The 26,748-nt window shown below is 32.9% G+C and carries 27 protein-coding genes; 16 read left to right on the top strand and 11 right to left on the bottom strand.

The window, feature by feature from the left end; translation table 11 throughout:
• Nucleotides 1–190 precede the first annotated feature (190 nt).
• The 5 genes from BUR17_RS21300 to BUR17_RS19450 form a co-directional block, all read right to left on the bottom strand.
• The gene (locus tag BUR17_RS21300) at nucleotides 191–361 is read right to left on the bottom strand and encodes a bacteriocin-like protein (RefSeq protein ID WP_407919825.1); all 171 of its coding nucleotides are present in this window, start codon (nucleotides 359–361) and stop codon (nucleotides 191–193) included.
• Between the two features lie 172 nt (nucleotides 362–533).
• On the bottom strand, nucleotides 534–1,028 hold the full coding sequence (locus BUR17_RS19465; protein ID WP_074232145.1) for a hypothetical protein: 495 nt from the start codon (nucleotides 1,026–1,028) through the stop codon (nucleotides 534–536).
• Between the two features lie 6 nt (nucleotides 1,029–1,034).
• Nucleotides 1,035–2,255 (bottom strand): 3-phosphoshikimate 1-carboxyvinyltransferase, encoded by a 1,221-nt coding sequence (locus BUR17_RS19460; RefSeq protein WP_074232144.1) that lies wholly within the window; start codon nucleotides 2,253–2,255, stop codon nucleotides 1,035–1,037.
• 84 nt (nucleotides 2,256–2,339) lie between these two features.
• Nucleotides 2,340–2,666: a nucleotide pyrophosphohydrolase gene (locus BUR17_RS19455; RefSeq protein ID WP_074232143.1), complete on the bottom strand. Its 327-nt coding sequence runs from the start codon at nucleotides 2,664–2,666 to the stop codon at nucleotides 2,340–2,342.
• An 80-nt stretch (nucleotides 2,667–2,746) separates the two neighbouring features.
• Nucleotides 2,747–4,150 carry a hypothetical protein gene (locus BUR17_RS19450; RefSeq protein WP_084550812.1) on the bottom strand — a complete coding sequence of 468 codons (1,404 nt, stop codon included), beginning with the start codon at nucleotides 4,148–4,150 and terminating at the stop codon, nucleotides 2,747–2,749.
• 275 nt (nucleotides 4,151–4,425) lie between these two features.
• Here BUR17_RS19450 and BUR17_RS19445 point away from each other — a divergent pair, with 275 nt between their 5' ends.
• From BUR17_RS19445 to guaB, 7 genes are all read left to right on the top strand, one after another.
• The gene (locus BUR17_RS19445) at nucleotides 4,426–4,677 is read left to right on the top strand and encodes a type B 50S ribosomal protein L31 (RefSeq protein ID WP_034678914.1); all 252 of its coding nucleotides are present in this window, start codon (nucleotides 4,426–4,428) and stop codon (nucleotides 4,675–4,677) included.
• A gap of 239 nt (nucleotides 4,678–4,916) precedes the next feature.
• Complete coding sequence (locus tag BUR17_RS19440; RefSeq protein ID WP_074232141.1) at nucleotides 4,917–6,077, top strand: GlmU family protein; 1,161 nt, start codon at nucleotides 4,917–4,919, stop codon at nucleotides 6,075–6,077.
• A gap of 97 nt (nucleotides 6,078–6,174) precedes the next feature.
• Nucleotides 6,175–6,684, top strand: coding sequence for an RNA polymerase sigma factor (locus BUR17_RS19435; protein ID WP_074232140.1), 510 nt, complete (start codon nucleotides 6,175–6,177; stop codon nucleotides 6,682–6,684).
• A complete protein-coding gene (locus BUR17_RS19430) occupies nucleotides 6,659–7,333 on the top strand; it encodes a hypothetical protein (RefSeq protein ID WP_228418858.1) in 675 nt (224 codons plus the stop codon). The genes BUR17_RS19435 and BUR17_RS19430 overlap by 26 nt, the downstream gene beginning before the upstream one ends.
• Nucleotides 7,334–7,389: 56 nt before the next feature.
• Entirely contained in the window at nucleotides 7,390–8,643 is a 1,254-nt protein-coding gene (locus BUR17_RS19425) for a DUF4252 domain-containing protein (RefSeq protein ID WP_074232139.1), read from the top strand.
• Nucleotides 8,644–8,655: 12 nt separating this feature from the next.
• A complete protein-coding gene (locus BUR17_RS19420) occupies nucleotides 8,656–9,156 on the top strand; it encodes a DUF4252 domain-containing protein (protein ID WP_074232138.1) in 501 nt (166 codons plus the stop codon).
• 147 nt (nucleotides 9,157–9,303) lie between these two features.
• A complete protein-coding gene (gene guaB, locus BUR17_RS19415; RefSeq protein ID WP_074232137.1) occupies nucleotides 9,304–10,764 on the top strand; it encodes an IMP dehydrogenase in 1,461 nt (486 codons plus the stop codon).
• 638 nt (nucleotides 10,765–11,402) lie between these two features.
• Here guaB and BUR17_RS19410 read toward each other — a convergent pair.
• The gene (locus BUR17_RS19410) at nucleotides 11,403–12,473 is read right to left on the bottom strand and encodes a DUF4407 domain-containing protein (RefSeq protein ID WP_074232136.1); all 1,071 of its coding nucleotides are present in this window, start codon (nucleotides 12,471–12,473) and stop codon (nucleotides 11,403–11,405) included.
• A gap of 212 nt (nucleotides 12,474–12,685) precedes the next feature.
• On the opposite strand from BUR17_RS19410, the gene BUR17_RS19405 reads away from it, so the two are divergent.
• Nucleotides 12,686–14,575 (top strand): zinc-dependent metalloprotease, encoded by a 1,890-nt coding sequence (locus tag BUR17_RS19405; protein WP_074232135.1) that lies wholly within the window; start codon nucleotides 12,686–12,688, stop codon nucleotides 14,573–14,575.
• Nucleotides 14,576–14,628: 53 nt separating this feature from the next.
• Nucleotides 14,629–15,078: a hypothetical protein gene (locus tag BUR17_RS19400; protein ID WP_143747626.1), complete on the top strand. Its 450-nt coding sequence runs from the start codon at nucleotides 14,629–14,631 to the stop codon at nucleotides 15,076–15,078.
• Here the strand turns inward: BUR17_RS19400 and ruvC are convergent, their stop codons facing one another.
• Nucleotides 15,079–15,636, bottom strand: coding sequence for a crossover junction endodeoxyribonuclease RuvC (gene ruvC / locus BUR17_RS19395; protein WP_074232133.1), 558 nt, complete (start codon nucleotides 15,634–15,636; stop codon nucleotides 15,079–15,081).
• Between the two features lie 41 nt (nucleotides 15,637–15,677).
• On the bottom strand, nucleotides 15,678–16,205 hold the full coding sequence (locus BUR17_RS19390; protein ID WP_074232132.1) for a 2'-5' RNA ligase family protein: 528 nt from the start codon (nucleotides 16,203–16,205) through the stop codon (nucleotides 15,678–15,680).
• Between the two features lie 90 nt (nucleotides 16,206–16,295).
• Between BUR17_RS19390 and BUR17_RS19385 the strand changes: the two genes are divergently transcribed.
• From BUR17_RS19385 to BUR17_RS19370, 4 genes are read left to right on the top strand one after another with little or no spacing between them, the layout of a single operon-like run.
• On the top strand, nucleotides 16,296–16,619 hold the full coding sequence (locus BUR17_RS19385; protein WP_074232131.1) for a PadR family transcriptional regulator: 324 nt from the start codon (nucleotides 16,296–16,298) through the stop codon (nucleotides 16,617–16,619).
• The gene (locus BUR17_RS19380; RefSeq protein ID WP_074232130.1) at nucleotides 16,616–17,335 is read left to right on the top strand and encodes a hypothetical protein; all 720 of its coding nucleotides are present in this window, start codon (nucleotides 16,616–16,618) and stop codon (nucleotides 17,333–17,335) included. The genes BUR17_RS19385 and BUR17_RS19380 overlap by 4 nt, the downstream gene beginning before the upstream one ends.
• A 5-nt stretch (nucleotides 17,336–17,340) precedes the next feature.
• Entirely contained in the window at nucleotides 17,341–17,955 is a 615-nt protein-coding gene (locus BUR17_RS19375; RefSeq protein ID WP_074232129.1) for a hypothetical protein, read from the top strand.
• Nucleotides 17,952–18,656 (top strand): hypothetical protein, encoded by a 705-nt coding sequence (locus tag BUR17_RS19370; RefSeq protein WP_074232128.1) that lies wholly within the window; start codon nucleotides 17,952–17,954, stop codon nucleotides 18,654–18,656. The genes BUR17_RS19375 and BUR17_RS19370 overlap by 4 nt, the downstream gene beginning before the upstream one ends.
• Here the strand turns inward: BUR17_RS19370 and BUR17_RS19365 are convergent.
• Nucleotides 18,649–19,740: a serine hydrolase domain-containing protein gene (locus tag BUR17_RS19365; RefSeq protein WP_074232127.1), complete on the bottom strand. Its 1,092-nt coding sequence runs from the start codon at nucleotides 19,738–19,740 to the stop codon at nucleotides 18,649–18,651. The genes BUR17_RS19370 and BUR17_RS19365 overlap by 8 nt on opposite strands.
• 230 nt (nucleotides 19,741–19,970) lie before the next feature.
• Here BUR17_RS19365 and BUR17_RS19360 point away from each other — a divergent pair, with 230 nt between their 5' ends.
• Nucleotides 19,971–20,909, top strand: coding sequence for a LamG-like jellyroll fold domain-containing protein (locus BUR17_RS19360; protein ID WP_074232126.1), 939 nt, complete (start codon nucleotides 19,971–19,973; stop codon nucleotides 20,907–20,909).
• 51 nt (nucleotides 20,910–20,960) lie between these two features.
• Here the strand turns inward: BUR17_RS19360 and BUR17_RS19355 are convergent, their stop codons facing one another.
• Nucleotides 20,961–21,674 (bottom strand): Dph6-related ATP pyrophosphatase, encoded by a 714-nt coding sequence (locus BUR17_RS19355; protein WP_074232125.1) that lies wholly within the window; start codon nucleotides 21,672–21,674, stop codon nucleotides 20,961–20,963.
• Nucleotides 21,675–22,081: 407 nt separating this feature from the next.
• A complete protein-coding gene (locus BUR17_RS19345) occupies nucleotides 22,082–25,429 on the bottom strand; it encodes a methylmalonyl-CoA mutase family protein (RefSeq protein WP_074232123.1) in 3,348 nt (1,115 codons plus the stop codon).
• A 288-nt stretch (nucleotides 25,430–25,717) separates the two neighbouring features.
• Between BUR17_RS19345 and BUR17_RS19340 the strand changes: the two genes are divergently transcribed.
• Complete coding sequence (locus BUR17_RS19340; RefSeq protein WP_074232122.1) at nucleotides 25,718–26,050, top strand: hypothetical protein; 333 nt, start codon at nucleotides 25,718–25,720, stop codon at nucleotides 26,048–26,050.
• Between the two features lie 238 nt (nucleotides 26,051–26,288).
• Nucleotides 26,289–26,744, top strand: a complete 456-nt coding sequence (gene rplM, locus BUR17_RS19335; protein WP_066674809.1) for a 50S ribosomal protein L13 — start codon at nucleotides 26,289–26,291, stop codon at nucleotides 26,742–26,744.
• Nucleotides 26,745–26,748 lie beyond the last annotated feature (4 nt).

The following is a 26,748-nucleotide window of genomic DNA, read 5'->3' as shown; positions in this document are numbered from 1 at the left end:
AAAGAGTTTTATCATTTTTGAATTCCCTAAAGCTGTTCATTTTATAAATGGTAAATTTATGTAAAAGAACCAAAAAATAAGACTTTCGATGTAATAAATCCACAAAACCAATGTAAAATAGATGAAACGATATTTCAAAAAAAATCCCGAAGACATGCTTCAGGAATTTTTTAGTATTTAACAGTTTTAATTAAGGTTCTATAATAATACTTCCACATTGGCTCCCATTAGGAGTACAATAATAACGTTGACGTGGAATGCAGCATTTATAATATCCTACCATACAATTTTGAATACACACTTCGATTCCCCCGCTAATACTTTTCAATTCTTTTCTTGAAATTTTTTTTAAATTTTTCATAGTAATTAGTTTTAAATGATTTTTACATTTGTGGTATGTAATATCCACACTATCAAATATATAAATTATTTATCAACTTAGAGGGAAGTTTATGCTTTTATTTTTTTATTAATATTTTGAATGAAAAGTTTTTGTAAAAAAATGGTGAGAAACGTTTATAAGTAATCAATCATTAAAAGTTTAAGCCAATATCTTCTTTTTGAATCATTCCGGTTTCTTCCAAATTACAGATGCAACCTTTTACTGTCTTATAATTTCCATTAATGCGTGTTTCTTTTCCTTTGCTGTCTGTAATAATAATTCCTGCAGAATAATCTTCACCTTCCGCATGATACGTTCTGAATAACAAATATTCATATCCGTTATTTTTAAATGATAAATTATCGACTTCCATTCCTGCATTTTGTATTCCGCCACCTCGCCAATAAGAATTGTAATGAAATTTTTTCCAGCTTTCTTTGGTTCTGTCGGCAGGAAATTCCATTTCAACTTTAGCCTTAGTTCCGAAGCGATACTGCATGTATTTATTGGTTTTATCCTTTACCAAAGACATTTTCTTGCCGTTTTTGGTTTCAAAAGAATAAATAACTTCTTCATTGGGCAAAAGATATTGAGCCCAAAATGTAACTGGAATTAAAAATGCGAAAATGAATACAAGTTTTTTCATTTTAAATTATTTTGTCAAAATAGTATTTAAATCTTCCCAAAACATCGGGTAAGATTTTTCGACTACATTTTCATCTTCAATATTCAATTCTTTAAATAAACAAAATGGTGCAAAGCTCATCGCCATTCTGTGATCTTGATAGGTTTTAATAGAAATATTGTCTTCAGCTTCATTAAAGCTGATTGATTTGATGGTTAAATCTGTGATTTCAGTTTCTGTTCCCAGCTTTTTCAGCTCATTGTATAAAGCTAAAAGTCGGTCGGTTTCTTTTACTCTCAATGTTCCCAAACCTGAAATTTCAAAAGGAATTTTCAATGCTGCAGCGGTTACACAAAGTGTTTGAGCAATATCCGGACAATTATTCATATCCAAAACAATTTTTTCCGGGAATATGAAATCTTCAATCGGCTGAAGTATTAATTTGTGCTCGTCTTCAGTGAATGTGGTTTTAATTCCAAAAAACTTTTCATAAATATTGGCAATCGCAGAATCGCCCTGAGTAGATTCTTTGTAAAAGCTTTTCAGGTGAATAGTTTCTCTTCCTAAAGCTGCAAAAGAGTAGAAGTAAGAAGCCGAACTCCAATCACTTTCCACTTCATAGTTGATGGTTGGTAGTTGATGGTTGATAGTTGATTCTACTTTAATAGTGTTTCCAACAAAGCTGTTTTTTATTCCGAATTTGGTTAAAATATATAAGGTCATTTCAATATAAGATCTGGAAGTAACTTCACCAATTAAGTTTATTTCCAAACCGTTTTCCAGTTTTCCGGCTATCAAAAGAAGGGAAGTGATAAACTGGCTAGAAATATTTGCCGGAACATCTACTTTTGTCTCCGTGATTTTTCTTCCAATGATTTTTAAAGGAGGAAAACCTTCATTTTCAAGATATTCAATTTCAACGCCGAGATTTTGTAAAGCAGTAACCAGATTTTTAATCGGTCTTTCTTTCATTCTTCCGGAACCGGTAATAACGGTCGTTTTTCCTTCCTGAATAGAATAATATGACGTTAAAAAACGCATCGCTGTTCCAGCATGATGAATGTCGACAATCTCGCTATTTTCTGAAAGAGCTTTTTTTAATAATTGCGTATCCTGAGAATTAGATAAATTCCCGATTTTTATGTTTTTAAACAAACTTTCTAAAATCAATAAACGATTCGAAATACTTTTCGAACCGCTGATTTGTATGGTTTTGTTTCCTTTTAATTTTGATTTTTCTAACTTCATCTTCTTTAGTTGGAAGCTGGAAGTTGGAAGCTGGAAGTCTAATATCTCACTAAACTTCCGGCTTCCATCATCCATCTTCCGGCATTATTTTAATTTCTCATTATTCTGGTGGCGGTCTTTGTCGCGATCAGTTTTTATTTTCATTTTTTTATCGAAAGCTTCCTGTAAATTGACTCCGGTTTGGTTGGCTAAACATAATGTGACAAATAAAACATCTGCTAATTCTTCACCCAAGTCTTTATTTTTATCACTTTCTTTTTCGCTTTGTTCACCATATCTTCTTGCGATAATTCTTGCAACTTCGCCAACTTCTTCGGTCAACATTGCCATGTTGGTTAATTCATTAAAGTATCTTACACCGATGGTTTTTATCCATTCGTCGACTTGTTGCTGCAGATTTGTAATTTCCATTTTTTTAAGAGCCAAGTTAAAAGTTTAAAGAATCAAGTTAATTTCATTCATCATTCATCATTCATCATTCATCATTCATATTACTGATAAGCTCCTAATGTTGGACTGGTCGTTCTTGAAACATTTACAATATCTGTAGGAACCGAATTGGCCACCGTTACATCTCCTATATTTTTTGCGGGAGAATCTGCTTTTACCCTTAAATTCATTTTAGCAGCAAAATAATTCATAAATCTAGGATCCTGATTTTTTATACTTTGAGTAACGCTGGAACTCGTAAAATCAAAACCTGCTGCGCTTATTCCCGAATATTTGAGTAAACAGTTTTGAATAGTGAAATTGAAAAGCTGACCAGGAGTCTGTGCGAAACTTACGGCATTATCGCGATCAGAATAAACAATACTGTTTCTGATATTGATATGAAGAGAACCTTGTACGGTTTGTCCGTTTTCCTCCTTAAATTCATTAGTGGCAAAAATTCCGTTGCGGGTAAATTGTCCTAAAACTTCAGAATAATTAGCAATGGTAGAATGTACAAAATCATAAACTCCACCTTTAAATATTCCAACGCAAGATTCGCCACAGTTATTCATCACCAGATTTTTTGCATTGATATTCGATCTTACCGAATAAATACCATATTCCTGAAATGTATGGATGAATGAGTTGCTTATTGTGGCATTGGTTTCAGTCATTTCCAAACCTCTTGTTCCACCGAAAAGTCGGGTATGATTCATATTTAAAACAGAAGCAGCTTCCATTTTTATAGAATTCCAGTTTCTTGGGATGGTATCGTAATACGTATCATTTCTGTCACCACGAATAATTACCTGATTATCTGCAGTTCCGTTGATATTCAACGTTGCACCGGATGAAATTTTCATTCCGCTGTTTTTATGGAAATATATTTTTGTTCCCGCCTGTACATTTAAATGAACTCCGGTATCAACCTTCAGATCTCCGTAAATAATTTTAGCTTTATTATTGGACCATGTTACATCAGAAGTAATTACATTGGGATTGGTAGGCGTTTTAATATAAAATTCAGCATCCTGAACAACAGAAAATAAAGTGACATGCTGTTGCCCGGCTCCGGTTGTAAACAAAACTCTGTCTTCAGCAATCGCTTCAGGACCTGTCGCTTGAGGTGCAATTTCTACAAAAATATAAAGACTGTCTTTTTTTCTTAGAGGAACGTTTTGGAAATCGTGTCCCGTTTTTCCGTCTACATTAATTTTATATAATGATGCAGCTCCTTTTTCAAGATTGATTCTTGGGATCATTACATCTTTATCTTCATTGTTAAATACTTTTACTACATAGGTTTCTGAGCGTACCTGATGATAAACGGTATCACAGAATACGGTGTCTCTTGAAAATCTCAGTTCCTGAGATGGAGCATCAAAAGTGATTTCATCCTTATTACAAGAAACCGCAAGAAGTAATATCCAGAATGATAAAAAAAGTAATGATTTGAATTTCATAGGTAGAAATTTTTTTGTTCTATTTAAGCTCATATGCTATCGCTTGTCATGATTGTTTTTTGTAATCAAATGCAGTTTAGGCGATTTCATAGAAATTAAAATTTATATAAGTTTCAAATTTAACGAAAATACTTTAATTTTCTTATCTTTTAAAAATTGTTGACAAGGTATTTGTATATTATAAAAATTATTGTATTTTTGCAACCTAAAATTTAGCAGAAGAAATACCATTACTATTTCGAAAGCAAAACTTTAATTTTTTAAAAAATTGTATTATGAAAAACGGAATTCACCCAGAAAATTATAGACTTGTTGTTTTCAAAGATATGAGTAACGACGAGGTATTTCTTTGTAAGTCAACTGCAGACACAAAAGACACAATCGAGTTTGAAGGAACTGAGTACCCATTGATCAAAATGGAAATCTCTTCTACTTCTCACCCTTTCTACACAGGAAAAACTAAATTAGTTGATACTGCAGGTAGAGTAGACAAGTTCATGAACAAATACAAAAAATTCGCTAAGTAATTTTTTGATATTAAAAATATTTAAAGTCTTCCGATTTTCGGGAGACTTTTTTATTGGTTTATGTTATTTTAAATTTGTTAAAAAGCACTCGCTGATTTTGTAGATTGAGCAGATTTTCATACTTGGAATAAATATGTATAAGGCTAAATTTTTAAATTCAAAGAACAAACTTCTCTCAATGATTCGTATTTTTGTTAATCTCGAAACATTGAATATAAAACTTTAAACCCGAAACCCTCATGCAACTCGTATTCTCAGATGCACAATATTGGGAAGATTTTCTTCCGCTTACTTTTACAAGACCTGTCGCAGAAATGCGATGCGGAATCCTTACTTTTTCCGAAAGATGGCAGAAGATTTTAGAGACTACCGAAGTTTCTTGGTTTACAGAAATGTATCTTCAGCAAAAATTCAGAGAGCCTGAAAAAAAAGAAAGTCTGTTTTTGGTAACCAATTTTTTACCAACAGAAACGGTAATTCAGCAAATAAAAGATTTGAAGCAAGGTGAAGCTTTGGTTTATGAAGATGAATTGGTTGCTGCAAAAATAAATATGGAAGGTTTTTCTCTGAACCAGATTGAGAAAATGACCGACATTAAAGAAGAGCTTGTTTTCTTTAAAAAACCGACCGATCTATTTACATATAATAAAGAAGCCATCGATTTTGATTTTGAATTGCTGACAAAAGGAAAAGTTTCTCAGGAATTATCTTCTACCAACGGGTTTTTAGGAAATAAAGAAGATTTATTTATTGAAGAAGACGCAGAAATAGAATTTTCAACCATCAATACCAAAACTGGAAAAATTTATATTGGAAAAAATGCTGAGGTGATGGAAGGTTGTAATCTTCGTGGTCCGATTTCCCTTTGTGAAGGTTCTAAATTTAATTTAGGAGCAAAAATTTACGGTGCAACCACGATTGGTCCACATTCTAAAGTGGGTGGTGAAGTGAGTAACATCATTATTTTTGGTTATTCAAATAAAGGTCACGACGGATTTGTTGGAAATTCTGTGATTGGGGAATGGTGTAATCTCGGAGCGGACACCAATTCATCCAACTTAAAAAATAACTACGGAAATGTAAAACTATGGAATTACAGAACCAAAGACTTCCAGGATACAGGTTTGCAATTTGCTGGTTTAATTATGGGAGATCATTCTAAAACGGCAATCAATACCCAATTGAATACAGGAACTGTAATTGGAGTCGCATCTAATATTTTTAAAGAAGGTTTTCCTCCGAATCTAATTGAAAATTTTTCGTGGGGTGGTTTTAAAGATGATGAACGATTTAAATTAGATAAAGCATACGAAGTTGCCGAAAAAGTAATGGCAAGAAGAAAATTGCCTTTAACAGACGATGATAAAGCAATTTTGAAACATATTTTTAATGAATATTAATCATAATAATGAGAAACTTCAATTTTTTTTGAAGTTTTTTTATTTTTAGTGTAATATATTTTGATTTCAGATTGTCTTATTTATAGAAACAAAACTTATGACCCAAGAAACTTTTAGGAATACGGTATTTATTCTCAGAGATGAGATGTTCCGTTTTGCAAAAAGGTTTGTCATGAGCAGCGATGAAGCCGAAGATGTAGTACAAGATTTGATGATTAAATTCTGGCAGAAGAAAGATGAACTGGAGCAGCTCGGAAATTTTAAATCCTATGCTTTGAAATCTGTAAGAAATGAATGTCTCAACCGATTGAAGCATCACGATGTAAAGTTAGGTTTCGCAGATATGCAGATTCATCGTTCAGAACTTTACAGTATGGAAGTCAATAATCTGAAAGAGCAGATCATAGGGTTTATCAACCAGCTTCCGGAGAAACAGAAAGCGGTGATTCACCTGAAAGATGTAGAAGAGTATGAAGTGTCGGAAATTTCTGAAATGCTGGAAATGGAAGAAAACGCAGTAAGAGTAAATCTCATGCGAGCAAGACAAAAAGTAAAAGAACAAATCTCACAACTGATGAGCTATGAGCAAAGACAAATTTCAAGATAAATACGACGAAATCTTCCAAGGTTTAAAGGAAGAAAAGATGAATTGGGATTTTGATGATTTCCTGAAAAAAGCAGACGGAAATGAAGATGAGGTTTCTGGTAATGAAGCTCCAATAATTCCTATTCAGAGTAAAAAACCTTCGCTCCCAAAATGGTTTTGGATGGCTGCAAGTGCAGTAATACTTTTAAGTGTTGGTTTTTTATTTAACTATAATCAAAACGGAGAGGTTGCAGATCAGGCGAAATTGGTTGAAAACGAAATTCAGAAACAGAAAAATGATTTTATTAACGAAAATCATAATCCCAATACGCAGGTTGCAGTTCATATTACTGATTCTGTTTCGGGACCAAAGCAAGATTCTATTTTTGTGGAAAACTCGATTGCAGAAAAAGATGTTCTGGATGAAATTCTCTCTAAAAAAAGCAGAATTAAAAAAGAATCTAAACCGAGATATGTTTACAATTCAGTACTAAAAAATCAAACATTAAAAGATTCCACAGGATATAAAGATTCTTATGTTATCGTCAACGGAAAGCGTATCGAAAACATGGAAGAAGCTATCAATATAACAAAATATTCATTTCAGGTTGTAGCCAACAATGTTAATCAGGCATTGGCTCCGAAAGTGATGGACAACGTAGATTATTAACAACAGATTATGCAACTGATCAGGCCTATAATCCAACAAAAAATTCGATTAAACTCATGAAAAAAATACTTATTATATGCACTCTTGTACTTTCACATTTTTTCAATGTGTACGGACAGAAAAATAAATTGAACCAACTTTTTGATAAATATCAGGATGTTGAAGGTGTAACTTCTATTAAGATTGCAAAACCAATGTTTGGGATGCTCAGTAATTTAAATATTGCAGATGCAGAATTAGACCAAATTAAACCTTTGCTTTCAAAGATTGATGGGCTTAAAGTATTGATTACAGAAGGAACAAAAGGGGAGCTTGCTAATGTGAACAAAGAAATTTCATCGTATTTAAATAATTTGAATTACAATGAAATTATGTCTGTGAAAAATGCAGGAAGTAAAATTAAATTTCTTTCAGCAGAAACAAAAAGTGACGGAACGCTAGATGATATGCTTTTAAGTATCGACAGTGGTGGTGGAGAAAATATTTTGGTAATGCTTGATGGAAAGCTTTCAATGGATGATGTGAATAAAATTATTAATTCCAGTGAAACTAAAACTAGTACGACAAGAACTTCAGTAACTAACAGCTTTGCATCAGAAAATACGTCTTCCTATCTTAATGGTGAAAACAGAAATGTGGGACAGTTTTCAGGAATCGATGTAAGTACAGGAGTAAAAGTGATTTTCACACAAGAAAGTAATACAAGTGTAAAAGTTTTTGCGGATGCCGATAAACTTAATAATGTGATTACAAAAGTTGAAAATGGTGTTTTGAAGGTTTATATTGATAATAAAGGAACAAAAAATTTAAGATTTAAAAATCTAAGTGTAAATGTTTCTTCCCCAAAAATGGAAAGAATTAAGGCTTCCTCAGGCTCTAATTTTACAACAGTAAATCAGATTAGTGGAAAAGAGATGACTTTGGATGCATCTTCGGGATCTGCTGTTGTTGGAAAATTTCAGATTTCTGGAACATCAAATCTTGAGGCAAGCTCTGGTTCGAATATAAAAGCTTCAATCAGTTCAGATAAAGTTTTGGTAAAAAGTTCAAGCGGTTCCAGTGTAACTTTAGAAGGAAATGCTGAATACATAGCAATCGACGCAAGTAGCGGGGCTTCATGCAAAACTGATCAACTTAGAGCTAATGTTGGAGTTGTGGAATCTACGTCCGGAAGTAGTGCTTCTGTAAATGCCAAAGACAAATTGACTGTAAAAGCTTCTTCTGCAGGATCTGTACGATATAAAGGAAATCCAAGAATTGATTCAAATATTAGCAAATCATCTGCAGCAAGTCTAAATCAAATCAACTAAAAATCTTTAGCCATGAAAATCTTAAAAAACATTTTTCTCGTTTGTTGCGCTTTATTCTTACTACAGTCTTGTATTGTTTCGAGCAAACCAAACATCGATTTTTTCTCAAAATCAAAATATGATTCCGAGGATGCGAAATTTGCCAGCTTCAATGTGCCATTGTTTTTAGCTAAACCTTATATCAAAAAAGCGTTAAGAGAAGAAGGAGAAAGTGAAGCCGCGATTGCAATGGTAAAGAAAGTTTCAAAAATAAAAATGATGACTGTTGCCAACGGAAGCGAAAAAATGTTGAAAGATTACGCCAATTATCTTAAAGACAATCATTACGAAGATTGGGCAACCATCAAACACGATGGTGATAATGTAAACATCAGAGTAAAACAAAAAGGTGAGATGATTAATAATATGCTGATTACCGTAAATTCAAAAAAAGATATGGTGTTTTTAGATGTTAAAGGCAGCTTTACGGCAGACGATATTTCTAAAATGATCAATATCGCATCAGATAAATAACTTCATATTCAACCATATTAATTTTGTAAAGTCACTGTTTTAGGTGACTTTTTTCGATTTATATCATGTATTGTTAAGTTTTATTTAAACTATTTAAAAGCATTTTCATATTCCAGCAAAAAGACTTAATTTTGCAAGAAAGTAAAGATGTCTATTCATAACAAAATTGTAGAGACAGCCATCACTTTCGATGACGTGCTTCTAGTCCCTGCTTATTCTGAAGTTTTACCTAACCAGGTTTCATTAAAATCAAGACTTACCGATAAAATTACGCTTAATGTTCCGATTGTTTCCGCTGCAATGGATACCGTTACAGAGGGTGATTTAGCGATTGCTTTGGCAAGAGTTGGTGGTTTGGGTTTCATTCACAAAAATATGACGATTGAAGAACAGGCTGCTCAGGTAAACCGAGTGAAGCGTTCTGAAAACGGAATGATCTCTGATCCTGTAACGCTTTCTAAAGATCATACTTTGGCTGAAGCTAAAGAAACGATGGCAAAATATAAGATTTCTGGTCTTCCGGTTGTGGATGCAGAAAATACTTTGATCGGAATTATTACCAACAGAGATGTAAAATATCAGGAAAACCTTGATATGAAAGTGGAAGAGATCATGACGAAAGAAAATCTGATCACTTCTGATAAAGATACCAACCTTGAAAAAGCAAAAGAAATTCTTCTTAAAAGCAGAATTGAAAAGCTTCCTATCGTTGATAAGAATAATAAATTGGTAGGTTTAATTACCATAAAAGATATCGACAATCAATTAGAATATCCAAATGCCAATAAAGACGAAAACGGTCGTTTGATCGTTGGAGCAGGTGTTGGAGTGGGTGAAGATACTTTAGACAGAATTGAAGCTTTGGTAAAGGCCGGAGTAGATATTATCGGTATCGATTCTGCTCACGGACATTCTATCGGGGTTTTAAACAAAATTTCTGAAATAAGAAAAGCTTATCCGGATTTGGATATTGTTGGTGGGAATATTGTAACTGCTGAAGCCGCAAAAGATCTGATTGAAGCTGGAGCAAATGTTTTAAAAGTAGGAGTTGGTCCAGGTTCTATCTGTACAACGAGAGTTGTTGCAGGAGTTGGTGTTCCGCAGTTATCTGCGATTTACAACGTTTACGAATATGCTCAAACTAAAAATGTTGCGGTAATTGCTGATGGAGGAATCAAGCTTTCTGGTGATATCGTAAAAGCAATTGCAAGTGGAGCAGGAGCAGTAATGTTAGGATCTCTTTTAGCGGGAACTGATGAAGCTCCGGGTGAAGAAATTATTTTCCAAGGTAGAAAATTCAAAACTTACCAAGGAATGGGAAGTCTTTCTGCTATGAAAAGAGGTGGAAAAGAAAGATATTTCCAAAGTGAGGCTAAAAAATTCGTTCCGGAAGGAATTGAAGGAAGAGTTCCAAGTAAAGGTAAACTGGAGGAAGTTGTTTTCCAATTAACTGGAGGCCTTAGAGCAGGAATGGGATATTGTGGAGCTAAAGATATTGAGGCTTTGCAGAAAGATACTAAAATGGTAATGATTACAGGAAGCGGTTTGAAAGAATCTCATCCACATGATGTGATTATCACTCAGGAAGCTCCGAATTATTCTTTGTAATAAATCAAGATACATATATAAAATACCTCCGAAAATTCGGAGGTATTTTTTTGAACCAAAAATTAAATATGAAAAGAGTGAGTAAAAATTGATGTATTCATTATTGAGCTTTTTGGCTCTCAGAATACAAAATTTTTCATCATTTGTGTTTTTAAATTATCATTGTGTTTTCTTTTTTTAGTATTTACCCGAGAGCCTTTTTGGGGCTCTGCGAATAAATACAATCTAATTTTTCATCACTGAGTTTTCGTTTTCGAATAATTAGATTTTCATCATTTGTGTTTTTCTTTTTTAAGTATTTACCCGAGAACCTTTTTTAGGCTCTGCGAATAAATACAATCTAATTTTTTTCATCACTGAGTTTTCACCTCCGAATAATTAAATTTTCATCATTTGTGTTTTATAAAATCTGAGCTAAAAGCAATCAAGTTTTTCTCTCAACTTTTATAATGTAAATTTATCAACATAATAAACACAATCATAATAATTCCTTTAGATATATGTCAATATGTTTGTAGATATTTATCTATATAATAAAATAAATAATGAATATTCAATTTTATTGTTGTTTAAATTAAAAAACTCGCATTTGTTTGCGAGTTTTTTTTGATTTTATACCATCTGTTGTTATTAAGTCGTCAGTTTTTTAATTGATCTTTAAAATCATCGATCCGAAAATCAGTCAATGCATTTCCTTTTTCAATTTTTTCTTTGGAATAGAGACGGAAATCATTTTCCGTTTTCTCTAAAAGGTAATCATAAGGACCCACTGAAGAAATTAGTTTAATCAAAACAGGTGAAATTTCAAGAGTGATAAACAATCCCATAATAAAAGCTGCTGCAGTAGCAATGATTGCTGAGTTTTTTCCTAATTCGTCCAAAGCTTGTAATCTTGCCGCAAATCCGTTGAATTTATCTTCAAACGTTTCTGTAGATTTTCTTTCTGTTTCAAGATTGGTGTAGACTTTAGAGATTTCTTTGTCGAGATATTCTTGTCTTGCCGCTACCTGCTTTTGATAGTTTTCTAAATCTTGTCTGCGTTGTTCTTTTAATTCCTGCTTTCTTTTTGCATTAGAACCAAAACCTACTTTTCCGCTGGTTAAATTGGTCTGCTTTCCTAAAATTTCTTTTTCAAGTTCAACAGAAGCAGAATCATAAGACTTCTGATATTGGGCAATCTTTTCTGTGATTTGTTTTTTTTCAGTTTCAAAAGGACCGCTTTGTTGAAGAATTCTGCCGTTCATTTGTTTTTGCAGGTCTGTTTTGTTACGTTGAATAATGGTATTCAGCTGTTTGTTAACTTCCTTCTCAAAGATTTTCAGTTCTAAAGGTTTAGAAATAATAATTCCTAAAAATGTTGCTAAAATCAATCTTGGGATAGACATCAGGATCTGATTCCACCAAGATCCTGTTTTCTTAATGGAAGAAACAATGTATCGATCCAGATTAAAAATCATTAAACCCCAAAGAATTCCAAAACCAATTGATGCCCAAATATCATCGAAAATAGTGAACATTGCATAGGCTGCAGATAGTGTTGCGAAAACTGCGGTGAAAAGAACAATTCCTCCAATTCCTGCGAATTTATTCCATTCACTTGGTGTTTTTCTCAAAATGTGAATGTTCCCTCCTGAACAAATCAAGAGAAACTTTTGGAACCAATTTATCTTGTGATTCGTTTGATATATAGTTGCTTGTGTGTTTTTCATTGTTGAAAATTTATACAAAATTAGTATTAAAAAGCATACCATTGTTACAAATAGTAATATGTTTTACCAAGTAATTTTAAATTGATAATTGTAGAAAAGGTTTTAAAATATGTTAAATTATAAACAGTATTTAAGTTTTTAATCTTTAATGTGTTGGAATTAATAATAAATTGATAGTTTTGCAATCGAATATTAAATAAAAATAAAAAGAAATGAAAAAATTCAGTACCCTATTAGTACTTATGTTTTTTATTAATGCATTCTCGCAGGACTTTCACAAAGAATGCGGTTTTGATAAAGTAATGAAAAAATTGGATGACAGACATCCTGGTCTAAAAAGATACAGAGAAGAAGGAGAGCAAAAGATTCTTGGAATGAATCAACAGGCTTTTCTAAATAAAGTAGGTGCTACAACTTCAAAGAATGCTCTTTATACGGGACAGATTTATGAAATCCCCGTAGTTGTTCATGTAATCGAATCTCAGGATCCTGCAAATGCTAACTTGGCAGTTACAGATCAGGAAATTATCAATTGGATAGCAAGAGCAAACAATATGTATGCAACTACTTATGGTGGAAACTTTTATCCTGAAGGAACCGGTGCTACAGGTGGAAATGTAATACCATTTAAACTTGTTTTGGCAAAAAGATCGCCATCATGTATGCCTACTACAGGTATTATACGATATAACGGAAGTACGCTTCCTGATTATGACCAAAATGGAGTAACAGATACCGGAGCTACAGATACACAAATTAAGAATCAGTTAGCTCCGCACTGGCCAGAAAACTCATATTTTAATATTTATGTAGTAATTGGTTTCGACGGTCAGCAACAATTATCGTATGGTCTTATGGGTTACGCTGCGTTCCCTAGTTCGTATGATTACGATTATGAAAGTTTTATGAAAGTTGCAACGATAAAGAATCAAAATGATACTACATTAACCCACGAATTGGGTCATGCTTTTGGGCTTTATCATACTTTTCAAGGGATTTCAGCTAATAGCCAGACAACTTGTCCTGTGAACAACAATTGTGCTACAGATGGTGACAGAGTTTGTGATACATCTCCATCAAGAAGTATGTATGGCGTTTCTGTTCCAAATAATAATGCAACCGATCCTTGTACCAGTCAGAACTATGACGGAACCCAGTATAACATTATGAATTATACCAATTCAAACCGTAAGTTTACTGCAGGGCAACGTGACAGAGCAATTTTGATGATGATGGAATACAGAAAGAATCTTATAAATTCTTTGGGCGGAAAAGATCCTGCGACGGTTATACCATCACCAGTTTCTGTAATTAATGCGCAATGTAACCCTTCAGGTATTGCAAATCCTACAAATAATAATTTTGCTACTGGACCTTACAGAGTAGTTTTTGGAGATATCAACAGTGTTACCAATGGATATGATTCTGATGAGGCGAATCCTATTTATTATGCAGATTATGCTAATGCTACTTGTATAAGACCAGCTTATGCTACAGAAATACCTGCTCTTACTGCAACTCCGTTAAAAATTACTTTTATGAATGGTTTTGGACAGACAGAAAAATTCAGAGTAAAAGCATGGGTTGACTATAATAATAACGGGACATTCGAAGATGCGGAATTAGTTACTAACTATCTTTCTAATAACATAACATCAGGACAGAGTAGTACCTATACAGTAAATGTAACTCCTGCTGCAACTGCAGTACAAAATACCTATTTAAGAGTAAGAATTGGTGTAGATGCAGCGACAAGAAACTCGGTGAATTTACCGGAATTTACATCATGTTCTGTATTACAGTATGGTCAGATAGAAGATTACGCTGTTAAAATATTAGGAGCATTATCTACTTCTGAGACAGTAAATAAATCTGATACCAAAATTGTTTACTTAAAAGGAGAAAACAAACTTCAGCTTTTCGGTAACAAGAATTTAAAATTCGGGAATTATCAAATTTATGATATGAGTGGTAAACTGATACAGAAAGGAAATTCAGAGACCAATGAAGTTCGTATCAATCAACCATTAATTAAAGGTTCATATATCATTAATTATTCTGATGGTGATCAACAAGCTTCTAAGAAATTTTTAAATAACTAAACTCAATAAAAGCTCTTGAAAAAGGGCTTTTATTATTTCATTCTAAAAATAATATGAAAAAATCATTCAGTCTTTTATTTTTCTGCCTGTTAATTATCAGTTGCCAATCACAGAAAATGGTTGACAGGCAAAATAATGAAAACAACGCAAAATATTTTTTAGGAACATGGACGTTTGTACAAAAAAAATATAAAGAAGGTGGAGAAACAAAAGTTTTTGATCTTCATGAATGCATGAAACAGTATGAGCTTATTTTTAAAAGTCAAAATCAAAATACAATAATGACGAAAACATTTGCTACAGGCAAAGATTGTAAAGTAAAAAGCAAAACAGACGATTTTATGGTCACGATTACCGGTGGTTCTTTTTCATACAGAGAAGATGACCTTAAAAAAATAGAGCATTATAAAATCTATTCACAGAATAAATTTTCAATTATATACGGTGATATTATTAATGGAAAAGTGACGGAAATTGAAGACTATTATCAGCGGAAAAAATAATTATTTCAGTCGATCAGGGTTTTGTTTCAGAAAACTATCCCATCCTGAATAAGATTTTGTGTCTGTAATCGTTCCTGAATTAAAATGATGACAAACCGCAACTGCCAAACCATCGGAAGCATCCAGATATTTTGTAGGAAATTCTTTCAGGTTTAAAAGATTTTGTAGCATTCCTGCAACCTGTTCTTTACTGGCATTCCCGTTTCCGGTGATTGCCATTTTTATTTTTTTTGGAGAATATTCTGTAATAGGAATATTTCGGTGCAGACTTGCCGCCATTGCAACACCTTGAGCTCTTCCCAATTTCAACATCGACTGTACATTTTTGCCAAAGAAAGGAGCTTCGAGTGCAACTTCGTCTGGATGAAACTCGTCAATCAATGCTAAGGTTTTATCGAAAATATATTTAAGCTTGGTTTCATGATTCGGATATTTTTTTAAAATCAATTCATGAATGGAAATCATTTCCATTTTTCCTTTTTTTACCGATATCAAACCAAATCCCATCACGGCTGTTCCGGGGTCAATTCCTAAAATTATTTTCTCTGCTGAAACCATCTTGGCAAAGATACGGCTTTCTTTATTTTAGAATTCAATTATTATTCCCGGGATAATTTCTTTTCATTAATAGAAACCCATTTTCCATCATGTCTTAATAATAAGATTTTATCAACTAAGAATTTAGTTTCGTAATTTTTGCCTTTATAGATCTCCCAAGCTTTGAGAAAATTTTCATAAGTAAGATCTCTGTAACCGACGGTTACATGCGGACTAAATGAATATTTTCCAAAACTAAATTTTTCTGTTACATTGTAATAAAGCTGTTTTAAATTTTCATTTTCTTCAGGTTTTATAAACAAAACAGGATTTTTGGGATTAGGAAAATTTCCGAAACCATTTAAACTAATTTCAAAAGGAGCGATGTTGGTGTCAATTTTTTGAAAAGCGGTATGAATGTCTTCTTCCAGTTCTATTTTTCTTTCAAAAGGTGGAAATAATGTAATGTGTGCATCATTTTTCAAAGCTTTGGAATTCCCGAAATTTAAAGCTAAATCTTCTTTAAAAACTCTCACCTCATCAATAATTTTCTGATCAGGATAAATAGCAATGAAGTACATTTTTTTCATTCTGTAAATATAATATTTCTCTTGATTTTAAAATTAATTTCAATGCATAAGAAAATTATGCATAGCTTTGTGAGGTATTAAATCTTCACGATGAAAAAAAACAGCCTTTACAAAGGAACGCTTCAGAATATCATTTTAAAATTGCTTTCAAAAGAAGTGAAAATGTATGGCTATCAAATTACCCAGCGTGCAAAAGAATTAACGGAAGGCGAACTGGAAATGACAGAAGGAGCTTTGTATCCGCTTTTGCATAAATTGGAAGCTGATGGAATTATTAGGTCTGAAGTACAGGAGATTAACGGAAGAAGTCGAAAATATTATTTGCTTACCGATAAAGGTAAAAAGCAGCAGGCAACACAGGAAGATGAAATGAGATCTTATTTGTTTAATCTAAAAACTATTTTTGATATATGATTTCAGCGGAAGAAAAATTGCAGGTTGAGAATTATCTTATTTGGAAGAAATTACCTTTAGATATTTTATTAGAAGTGAAAGATCATATGATCTCGCAAATCGAAGATTGTATGAATGATGAGAGAGTTGGTTTTGCAGAAGCTTTTTCAAAAGTTGAGCTATCTTGGAGAGGAAGTTTTTCGCTGACAAAATATTGGCTGTTCTACGGGAATGAAAAGATACCTCTCATTGTTAAGAAAATCATTAAAGAAAAATACTATCAGATTTTAAAAAAAGCATTTGTGTTTGCATTAGTGTCTTTTTTCATTAGCATATTGCTTGTTTTTTATGCAGATAATGTTGAGCAATATAAAACTTTTTTCCATTTACAGAATGCTCTTTTTGTAGTGGCTCCATCGATTATTTTAGTTTTGAACTATAAACTTCTGAAATATATGAGATATGACTTTAAATTCAAGGGGAGGATCTTTTATACAATGTATCAAAAAAACGTGGGTCTACTTGCTATTTCTACGATCTCAATGGTACAGGTTGCGATGAAAGAAGGAAAATATGCATACTGGTTTTTCAGAACAGATAATCACACAAATATTTTTTATACTCTTCTAACATTTATTGTACCTCTTTTTGTGCAATGCTTTGTTATTTTCGGAATTATGAATTTTTTCGAACATAAAAAGACACTAAAAGACATAACTGCAATTGCTAATTATTAAGTTTTATGGAAAAAGATCAACTTATAGAAATAGAAAAATATTTAAAAAGTAAAAACTTAAGCTCAGCTGTATTTGCGGAGGTTTATGATCATTTTGTAATGCAGATCTCAGAAATGATCAATAAACAAGAGATCGGTTTTCAGGAAGCTTTTCTTCAGACTAAGGTCAATTGGCAAAGCGAACTGGAAATGGTGAAAGCAGACTTGTTTTCCTTTAAAAAAATTGCAAAAATTGAAAAGGGTATTTTACAAGACAGGTTCAGAAAAATGATGATGATATCGTTTGTGTTTTCTGTGATCGTAGGAACTCTATTTTATTGTAATGAAAATATTTATCTGTGTGTTCAGGGAGTTTTGATCATCATCCATTTATTCTTTTTAATGTATCATTTTATATTAAAAAAAATGAGGTTTTCCGAATACAGAAAAATGTCTTTTCATCCATTGCTGCTGAGGAATTTATTGTTGATGTTAATTATTCTTTCTGTAAATACGATGTTTTTTACAACTGAAAATTTATGGAGTTTTCCTTTCAATCATATGGCAGTAACTTTTTCAGTGGTGCTTCAGATTCAATTGCTTTATTTCAGAGCTAAAAAAATAAATGTTTTACTGGCATGACGATAGAACAAAAAAACGAAATAAGACAATATCTTTTATCAAAGAAACTTCCTGTCGATTTACTGATGGAGGTGGAAGATCATTTTATAAGCCAAATTAATGAAGTTCAGGCTGAAAAGAACTTATCTTTTGACGAAGCTTTTAATGTCGCAATTATTTCGTGGTATGATGATTTGAAATTATCTTGGGACGGGAATTGGAGTTTGGAAGATACTTCGGTATTAATTAAAAAATCGACGAGACAAAAATTATATCCTATTTTAAAGAAATCTTTTGTTGTCGCTGTGCTTTGCCAAGCTGTGATGATTTTATGTTATAGCACAGTTCCTTTTAATGTCTTTAGAATTAGCTTCGGTATTTTGATTTTATTAATCATGGTTTTTCCGTTGATTATTTATATTAAAGAAAAGAAATATTTTGACCTTCCAAAAAAATATAAAAATATTCGTCTTTCTGCGTATCAGGATTTGGTAACGGTGTTTTTTATTCTGCCGATGTCTTCGGGTTGGCTTTTCCGGTTTGTATTTGAGGTGAATGATGGTTTTTTAGATTTAAACTTTATGAAAGGAATTGTGGTCAATTTCTTATTTGCTTTCTTTTTCTTTTTTGAAGCGACGATAATTATTGCTCAACAAAAATATCTTGAGATGATTAAAAACATCGTTCCGTATTTACATGAGAATTTTAAAGTTTCTAATTGATATTTTCCAAAATATCTGCAATTTCTTTGATCTTTAGATGAGGTCTGAAAGACGCAGGCTTACCTTTTTCTTCGTCTGCAATATTAGAAAGAATAATGACTGAAGTTTTTGTTTCAGGATAATAAATATTGAGCGAAGGCGCACCTTTCACATAACCACTGTGAAAATAAGAAATAGGCTTGTTGTCATTCATCATAATTCCCAATCCGTAACCCATCGTTCCGAAAATTTGATGATGTCTTTCTGTACTTTTAGAAGTAAATTTTTTCAACGTTTCAGGTTGAATAATCTTTCCCGCATATAAAGCGTTGTTCCAAATATGTAAATCGTTGATGGTTGATAAAACTCCGCCTGCAGGAATTCCGATTTCTTTATTGCTCAGTCTTTTCGGCATATTTTCTACCTTTTTTTGAGTTTTTGAATTCCCAACATAGGTTTGTGCGAAATTTCCTCCTTTAAAAGTAGTTCCTGTTGATGAGCTTTTCATTCCTGCTTTTTTCAATAACTCCTGTATATTTTCATCAAAAGATTTCCCGGAAACTGTTTCTACGATTTTGCCTAAAGCATTGAAACCATCATTTGAATAATTAAATCCTGAACCGCTTTTAAACAATAGTTTTTCTCCGAAATTATTTAAACCAGAACTATGATTCAAAAGCTGTTGAATGGTAATGTTTTCATATTCTTTTTTCTGAAAATCTTTAATGTATTTTGAAGCTTTATCGTTGAGGTCGAGTTTTCCTTGCTCCATTTGAAGGAGGATAAGAACAGAAGTAAATTGTTTGCTGATCGATGCAATAGAAAAAACCGTAGAATCGTTGATTTCTGTTTTATTTTCAAAATTTGCAAAGCCATTATTTCGTCTGTATAATTGAATTGTATCTTTAAAAACAGCAACACTACCATTAAAGCTGTATCGATTAAAAACAGAATCAATTTGTGTTTTATATAATTTTTTTTGAAATATTACAACGGCAGAATCTGCAATTGCTTTTCTATTAACTGGTTGTTGTACCGATTCTGTTTTCTGACATGAAAAGAGTAAAAGAGAAAGTATAGAAAGCAGCAAGGTTTTTTTCAGCATGAAGTTGGTTTTTTACTAAAAATAATAAAAAATCTTGTAAAGGTGAAATCATTTACTAATCAAATTTTAGATATATTTTTCTTACATCCAATTATTTTGTTTTTGTAAAAATCCTCTTTTTGTGATATTTTACTATTGATAATTTAATAATATTTGATTTATTTTAAATTAAAAATATAATTATGTTAATTTAATTGTTAAATTAGCGCTACTAATTATCCAATATTCCTATGAAAAACAAAATCTATCTTTTACTTTTGATGGCTACATTCTCTATAGCCCAATCTCAAACTCCTGAACTTTTATATTATAAATTTGAAGGAACTGCATCCAATATTCCGAATCTTGCAACCAGTCCGCCTACAGGAACGCAGATAGGCGAAATTGTGGGGAATTTAACTTTAGGAAGCAATACAACTTGCTTAGGTAATGGTTTGGTAGGCAGTGGCTCTACTGGAGGCTCAAATTATTTTAATACTAAATGGAATCTCGCTTTAGGTGGATCTTGGACGATACATTTAAAATTTAATAATTACACCAGCAATGTAACCACAGTATATTACCTTTTGGGAGATGCTATAACCGGTGGAAATTCTTTCCGCATGTTTACAAACGGTGCTCCGGGTACAGGAGGTGTGAGGTTAACCGCTAACGGAATGTCTAATGTGGATGTTCCCGGGGTTTTTTCTACGACGTCGTCGCTTGTAGATTTAATATTTGTTTACGACAGCAGTTTACAAAATATAAAAGCTTATGTAAATGGGGTTCTTAAAACAACAGCGGCCCAATCAGTTCCTTTGGTTTTTAATGGCGCATTATTTAAACTTGGCACATATGCTACTAATACTGGTATGAAAGCCGGGATGACAATGGATGAGTTTGGTCTTTTCAACAGAGCGATTACCGATGCGGAAATTGCTTCTCTCAATAACTTCTGTTCTGCATTGAGTACCGATGAGGTGATAAAAAATAACAATTCTAAGATTGCGGTAAAAGCAGGAAATCTGATATTAAGTAAAGGAAATTTCGGAAAATACAGCATTTATGATTATTCGGGAAGAGAAATCCTGTCGGGTGATGAATCTTCTAATTCAATTAATCTAAAATCGATACAAAAAGGAGTTTATATTATCAAATACGGCAATATATCAACTCTATTTAAATATTAAAATAAAAACTAAAGCCTCTTAAAATAAAAGTTTAAGAGGCTTTTTTATTGACTATTTTGTTGAAATCAAATCGCAAAACCAGAATGCATATTCTTCATCTTCTTCGTTTTCATCAGACTTTGGTTTAGGATAAGTTTTCTTTACAATTTCACCAATTTCAAATTGAATTGGATTGTTGAAAATAGGTCCGTCAAAAGTGAAAGTATGGAACTCACCATTTTCTCCACAAGGATCAACATTATCAGGTAAATCTTTAATGAAATTCTGATCAATAACTCTTCCGGCAAAACTCTTATCGAGATAAGTTTCGTTAACGCAGGTTACAATGGTTTTAAAGCTTAAACTTAAAAATTCGTTGATGAGGTCTGTTGTATTTTGTTTCCATAACGGGAAAACTCCCTTCATTCCGATGGATTGTAATTGATCTTCTCTGTACTTCCTTAAGTCTTCCAGAAAAATATCTCCGAAAATAGAATGAGTAACACCCTGAGATTTTATGTCATTCATGGTTTTAGACATAATCTCGCTGTATTCTTCCATCGAAGGTTCTTTCGGGATTTCCATTTTTATTAACGGAAAGCCTAAACTTTCAGCTTGTTTTTCCAATAACGAAACATGAACGCCGTGCATAGAAATCCTTTGGAATTCTTTATTGATACTTGTCAGTAGAGTAGTAACTTCAAATTGTTCTTCTTTTAAAATTTTATATAAAGCAAGCGCAGAATCTTTTCCGCTGCTCCAGTTGAATAGGGCTTTTGGTTTCATGTTGCAAATATAACCTTCAAGGTTTTCAAAAATTCAAAGGTTTAACTGTTTAAATCTTTCTAATAATGATTTATTTATTATCAGGTTTTCCGAAATTATTTAGTTCGTTAGGTAAGGTTTTATTTTTTTCGGCCTCTTGCCTTTTTTGTAATTCTTGCGTGTTCTTGTTCATATCGCTTGTATACTTATTGTCCATTGGATATGAATTGCAGCTTTTTAAGAATATTATACCTAAAATTATAAGTGTTATCAAAAAAAATCGTTTCATTAATTAGTTTTTTTAAGTTAAAAATAAATTAGACAGATAATTCAAAAGTACAAAAAACCTCAAAGAAAATTCCTTGAGGTTTACTTTATAATTCTTGAAACAGTTTGTATTCAAAATTGTCTGCCCGACACGGGCCGGACTACATGTTTCTTCTGTATTTACCGCCTACTTCAAACAAAGCGTTAGTAATTTGTCCAAGAGAACAATATTTCACAGCATCCATCATTACGGCAAATAGGTTTTGCTGATTGATCGCTGCGTGTTGTAAAGTTTTTAAAGCTTCTTCAGATTTGTCTTCATTAGATTTTTGGAAATTATGAAGGGTTTCGATCTGAACCTGCTTTTCTTCTTCAGTTGAACGGATAACTTCTCCCGGACGAACCGTTGGCGAACCGTCTTTTCCTAAGAAAGTATTTACTCCGATAATCGGATATTCTCCGGTGTGTTTCAACCATTCGTAATGCATAGATTCTTCCTGAATTTTTGAACGTTGGTACATGGTTTCCATTGCACCCAAAACACCACCTCTTTCTGTAATTCTGTCAAATTCTGCATACACAGCTTCTTCAACCAAATCCGTCAATTCTTCAATAATAAATGAACCTTGAAGCGGATTTTCGTTTTTCGCTAAACCTAATTCTTTATTGATAATCAACTGAATTGCCATTGCTCTTCTTACAGATTGTTCAGTCGGAGTCGTAATCGCCTCGTCATAGGCATTCGTGTGCAGTGAATTACAGTTGTCATAGATTGCGTAAAGCGCCTGTAAAGTTGTTCTGATATCGTTGAAATCAATTTCCTGAGCGTGAAGCGAACGTCCTGAAGTTTGGATGTGGTATTTCAACATCTGGCTTCTTTCATCGGCTCCATATTTTAGCTTCATGGCTTTTGCCCAGATTCTTCTAGCAACACGTCCGATTACTGAATATTCAGGATCGATACCGTTGGAGAAGAAGAATGATAAGTTCGGTGCAAAATCATTGATGTTCATTCCTCTTGATAAATAATATTCCACATAAGTGAAACCATTTGCTAAGGTAAATGCCAACTGAGAAACCGGATTTGCTCCTGCTTCTGCAATGTGATAACCGGAAATTGAAACAGAGTAGAAGTTTCTCACTTTCTCTGTGATAAAATATTCCTGAACGTCACCCATCAATCTCAAGGCAAATTCAGTAGAGAAAATACAAGTATTCTGAGCTTGGTCTTCTTTTAAAATATCAGCCTGAACAGTTCCACGAACGGTTGCAATGGTTTTAGCCTTAATTTCAGCATAAGCTTCCGCAGGAATTACTTCGTCTCCGGTAAGTCCTAATAATTTTAATCCTAATCCGTTATTTGATGGTGGTAATTCACCGTTATATTTTGGTCTTTCTAAACCTTTGTCATCGAATTTTGCTTTTAAAGCTTTCTCAACATTAGCTTCAAGCTTATGTTCAGCGATATATTTTTCAACATTTTGGTCGATGGCTGCATTCATGAAGAAAGCTAACAACATCGGAGCTGGTCCGTTGATCGTCATTGAAACCGAAGTCATCGCATTCACTAAATCAAATCCGGAATACAATTTTTTTGCATCATCCAATGTTGCGATAGAAACTCCCGCATTTCCGATTTTACCATAAATATCTGGTGGTAAAGCTGGATCTTGTCCGTATAAAGTTACAGAGTCAAACGCTGTAGATAAACGTTTTGCATCCATTTCCGCAGAAACGTAATGGAATCTTCTGTTCGTTCTTTCAGGACCTCCTTCTCCGGCAAACATTCTTGTCGGATCTTCACCTGTTCTTTTGAAAGGATAAATTCCGGCTGTGTAAGGGAATCCTCCCGGAAGATTTTCCTGACCTTTCCATTTAATCAAATCACCCCAATCGGTATATTTTGGTAAAGCAATCTTTGGAATTCTTAAGTGAGATAAAGATTCTGTTGAAGTTTCAACCTTAATTTCTTTTCCTCTTACAAAATACGAGTAAAACTCAGCGTGGAAAGCTTTCTTTGTGTCATCCCAAGTTTTGAGGAAGTCAATATTTTCCTGTTGAAGGTCTTTTTCAGCCTTTTGATATTCGGCATCTAAAGTTTCATTAGAAAGGAAATTTCTCACCCCTTCAATATGATACATTTTTCTTGCTAATTCTGCTTGTTTTTCAATATTAGCATCGTATTGTCTGTTGTTTTCAACAATTTCAGAAAGATAACGCACTCTTTTTGGAGGAATGATCGTTACTTCGTCTGTAATTTCCTGTTCAACAAAACCTTGCAGATTTAAATCTGAAAACTTATCGTTTACTTTTGAAATTAATCTGTTGTATAATTCTGTCGTTCCGTGATCGTTGAACTGAGATGCTTTTGTCGCATAAACCGGCATATCATCCAACGGACTTTCCCACAACAAATGGTTTCTCTGGAATTGTTTTCTTACAGCCTGAAGTGCATCTAAAGCACCACGTTTGTCAGATTTATTTAAAGCTACTAAATCTGCATAATCCAACATGTCGATCTTTTCCAACTGTGTAGAAGCTCCGTATTCAGGAGTCATCACGTACATTGAAACATCTGCAAAATCTGAAACTTCCGAACCGGATTGTCCGATACCCGAAGTTTCTAAAATGATTACATCCGGATGAGCTAATTTTAATACATTCAATGCTGAATGAATGAACGGAGAAACAGAAACATTGTTTTCTCTTGTTGCCATCGAACGCATATAAACTCTTGGGTCATTAATCGCATTCATACGAATTCTGTCACCCAAAAGCGCACCTCCGGTTTTCTTTTTCGAAGGGTCGATTGAAATGATTGCGATTTTTTTATCTGGATTTGAACGGATAAAACGTCTTACCAATTCATCTGTCAATGAAGATTTTCCGGCTCCACCTGTACCTGTGATACCGATGATTGGAATATTTAAGTCTTTTGATTTTTCATCAATCGCTTTTACTAAATCCGGTTTTTCTTCTGAGAAGTTTTCAACAGCAGAAATAATTTTAGCAATACTTGTAGAATTTTCAAAACTAATTGAATCTAAATCTTCTGCAGTTACTTCTTTTCCTGTCGCGAAATCCGATCTTTTCACCAAATCGTCGATCATTCCCTGAAGACCAAGTTCACGACCGTCGTCCGGAGAATAAATTCTGTCGATTCCGTAAGACATGATATCTTCGATTTCTTCAGGCAAGATTACACCGCCACCGCCGCCAAAAATTTTGATTTGCGGAGAGTTTTTCTCTCTTAAAAGGTCGTAGATATATTTAAAATATTCGTTGTGACCGCCTTGATAAGATGTTAGAGCAATTGCGTTGGCATCTTCCTGAATAGCTGTATTTACAACTTCTTCGGCAGATTTGTCGTGACCAAGGTGGATCACTTCGCATCCCGTTCCCTGAATCACACGACGCATGATATTAATTGCAGCATCGTGCCCGTCGAATAACGACGCAGCTGTTACAATTCTTACTTTATTTGTTGGAGTATATTTTTGGGTTTCCATAAAAAATCTAGAAATTTCTGAATTCCAAATATAACAATAAATTAAAAACCGATAATCTGTAATTAATTGTTTGATTTTTAAATGATTAATCTGTTTTTAGTGTTGTGGTTTTCTCCAACTTAACAAGCATTCGTTCTGTTGTTTAGATATTTATAGATTGGTTTTATTTTTAAATATTTGGTTGATGTTCTTTATAAAAATATTTGCCTAAAATTATATAAGCTTTACCGATATGTTTAAAATGATTGCAAAATTTAATTCTTTATTTTTGCACTATTATATTATAGTATGAAAAGAGCGTTGATTTATTTTATAGTAGGAACCGGAATTATTTTTATGTTCAACTATTTGTTTATGGAAACCAAAGATCTTGGTTTAGAACTTTATTATGCTATTGCTTTCGGTCTTGCATGGGGATTGGCTTATTTTTTAGATGATGTTAAATTTTCTCTTTTCCAAAAAATGGGATTGTCTTTTGGAGCGATGGCGCTTTTGGTTGTGGTTGGAGCTCTTATTTTTAATTTAGAACTGGCAATTCCTTCAATTATTAAGTTTTCGACTGTTTTTGTTGCTTATTATTTGTTTGCAAGCTTCAAAGGAAGTAAATCGTTACGTAATTAATTAGGAAATCATTTTTGGAAAGAAATTGGCGGAGCACATATTTGCCGGATTTTTAATTTATATAAGATTGGCTCTCACCTTTTAATGGATAAATATTGATTCTTTTGAAAGTGCTAACTTATTAAATATCTTTATTTTCAATACTTTAATTTAAAATAAGTTTTCAGATTAGAAAAATATGTGTACCTTTGCACACCCTTTTAAGGGAAAAATTATGTTTAATCTTTAACTAAAACGTGTGAATACATTAAGTTACAAAACTGTTTCAGCGAACAAAGCTACTGCTAATAAAGAATGGGTTGTGGTAGACGCTGAAGGACAACCGTTAGGAAGACTAGCTTCTACGGTTGCAAAGATTTTGAGAGGTAAGCACAAAGCAAACTTTACACCTCACGTAGATTGTGGTGATAATGTTATTGTTTTGAATGCTGGGAAAGTTACTCTTTCAGGAAACAAGTGGAACGATAAGACTTACATCTGGCATACAGGTTATCCTGGTGGACAGAAGTCTATGACAGCTCTTGAACTTCAGAAAAAAGATTCTTTAAAAGTATTGGAAAAATCTGTAAAAGGTATGCTTCCAAAAAACAGATTAGGATCTGCATTGCTTAAAAACCTTTATTTATATGAAGGAACTGAGCACAAGCATGAAGCTCAACAGCCTAAAACAATTAATGTTAACGAATTTAAATAATTAA

Source organism: Chryseobacterium scophthalmum (assembly GCF_900143185.1).
GTDB lineage: Bacteria > Bacteroidota > Bacteroidia > Flavobacteriales > Weeksellaceae > Chryseobacterium > Chryseobacterium scophthalmum.
This window is presented reverse-complemented; position numbering and strand designations above follow the sequence as displayed.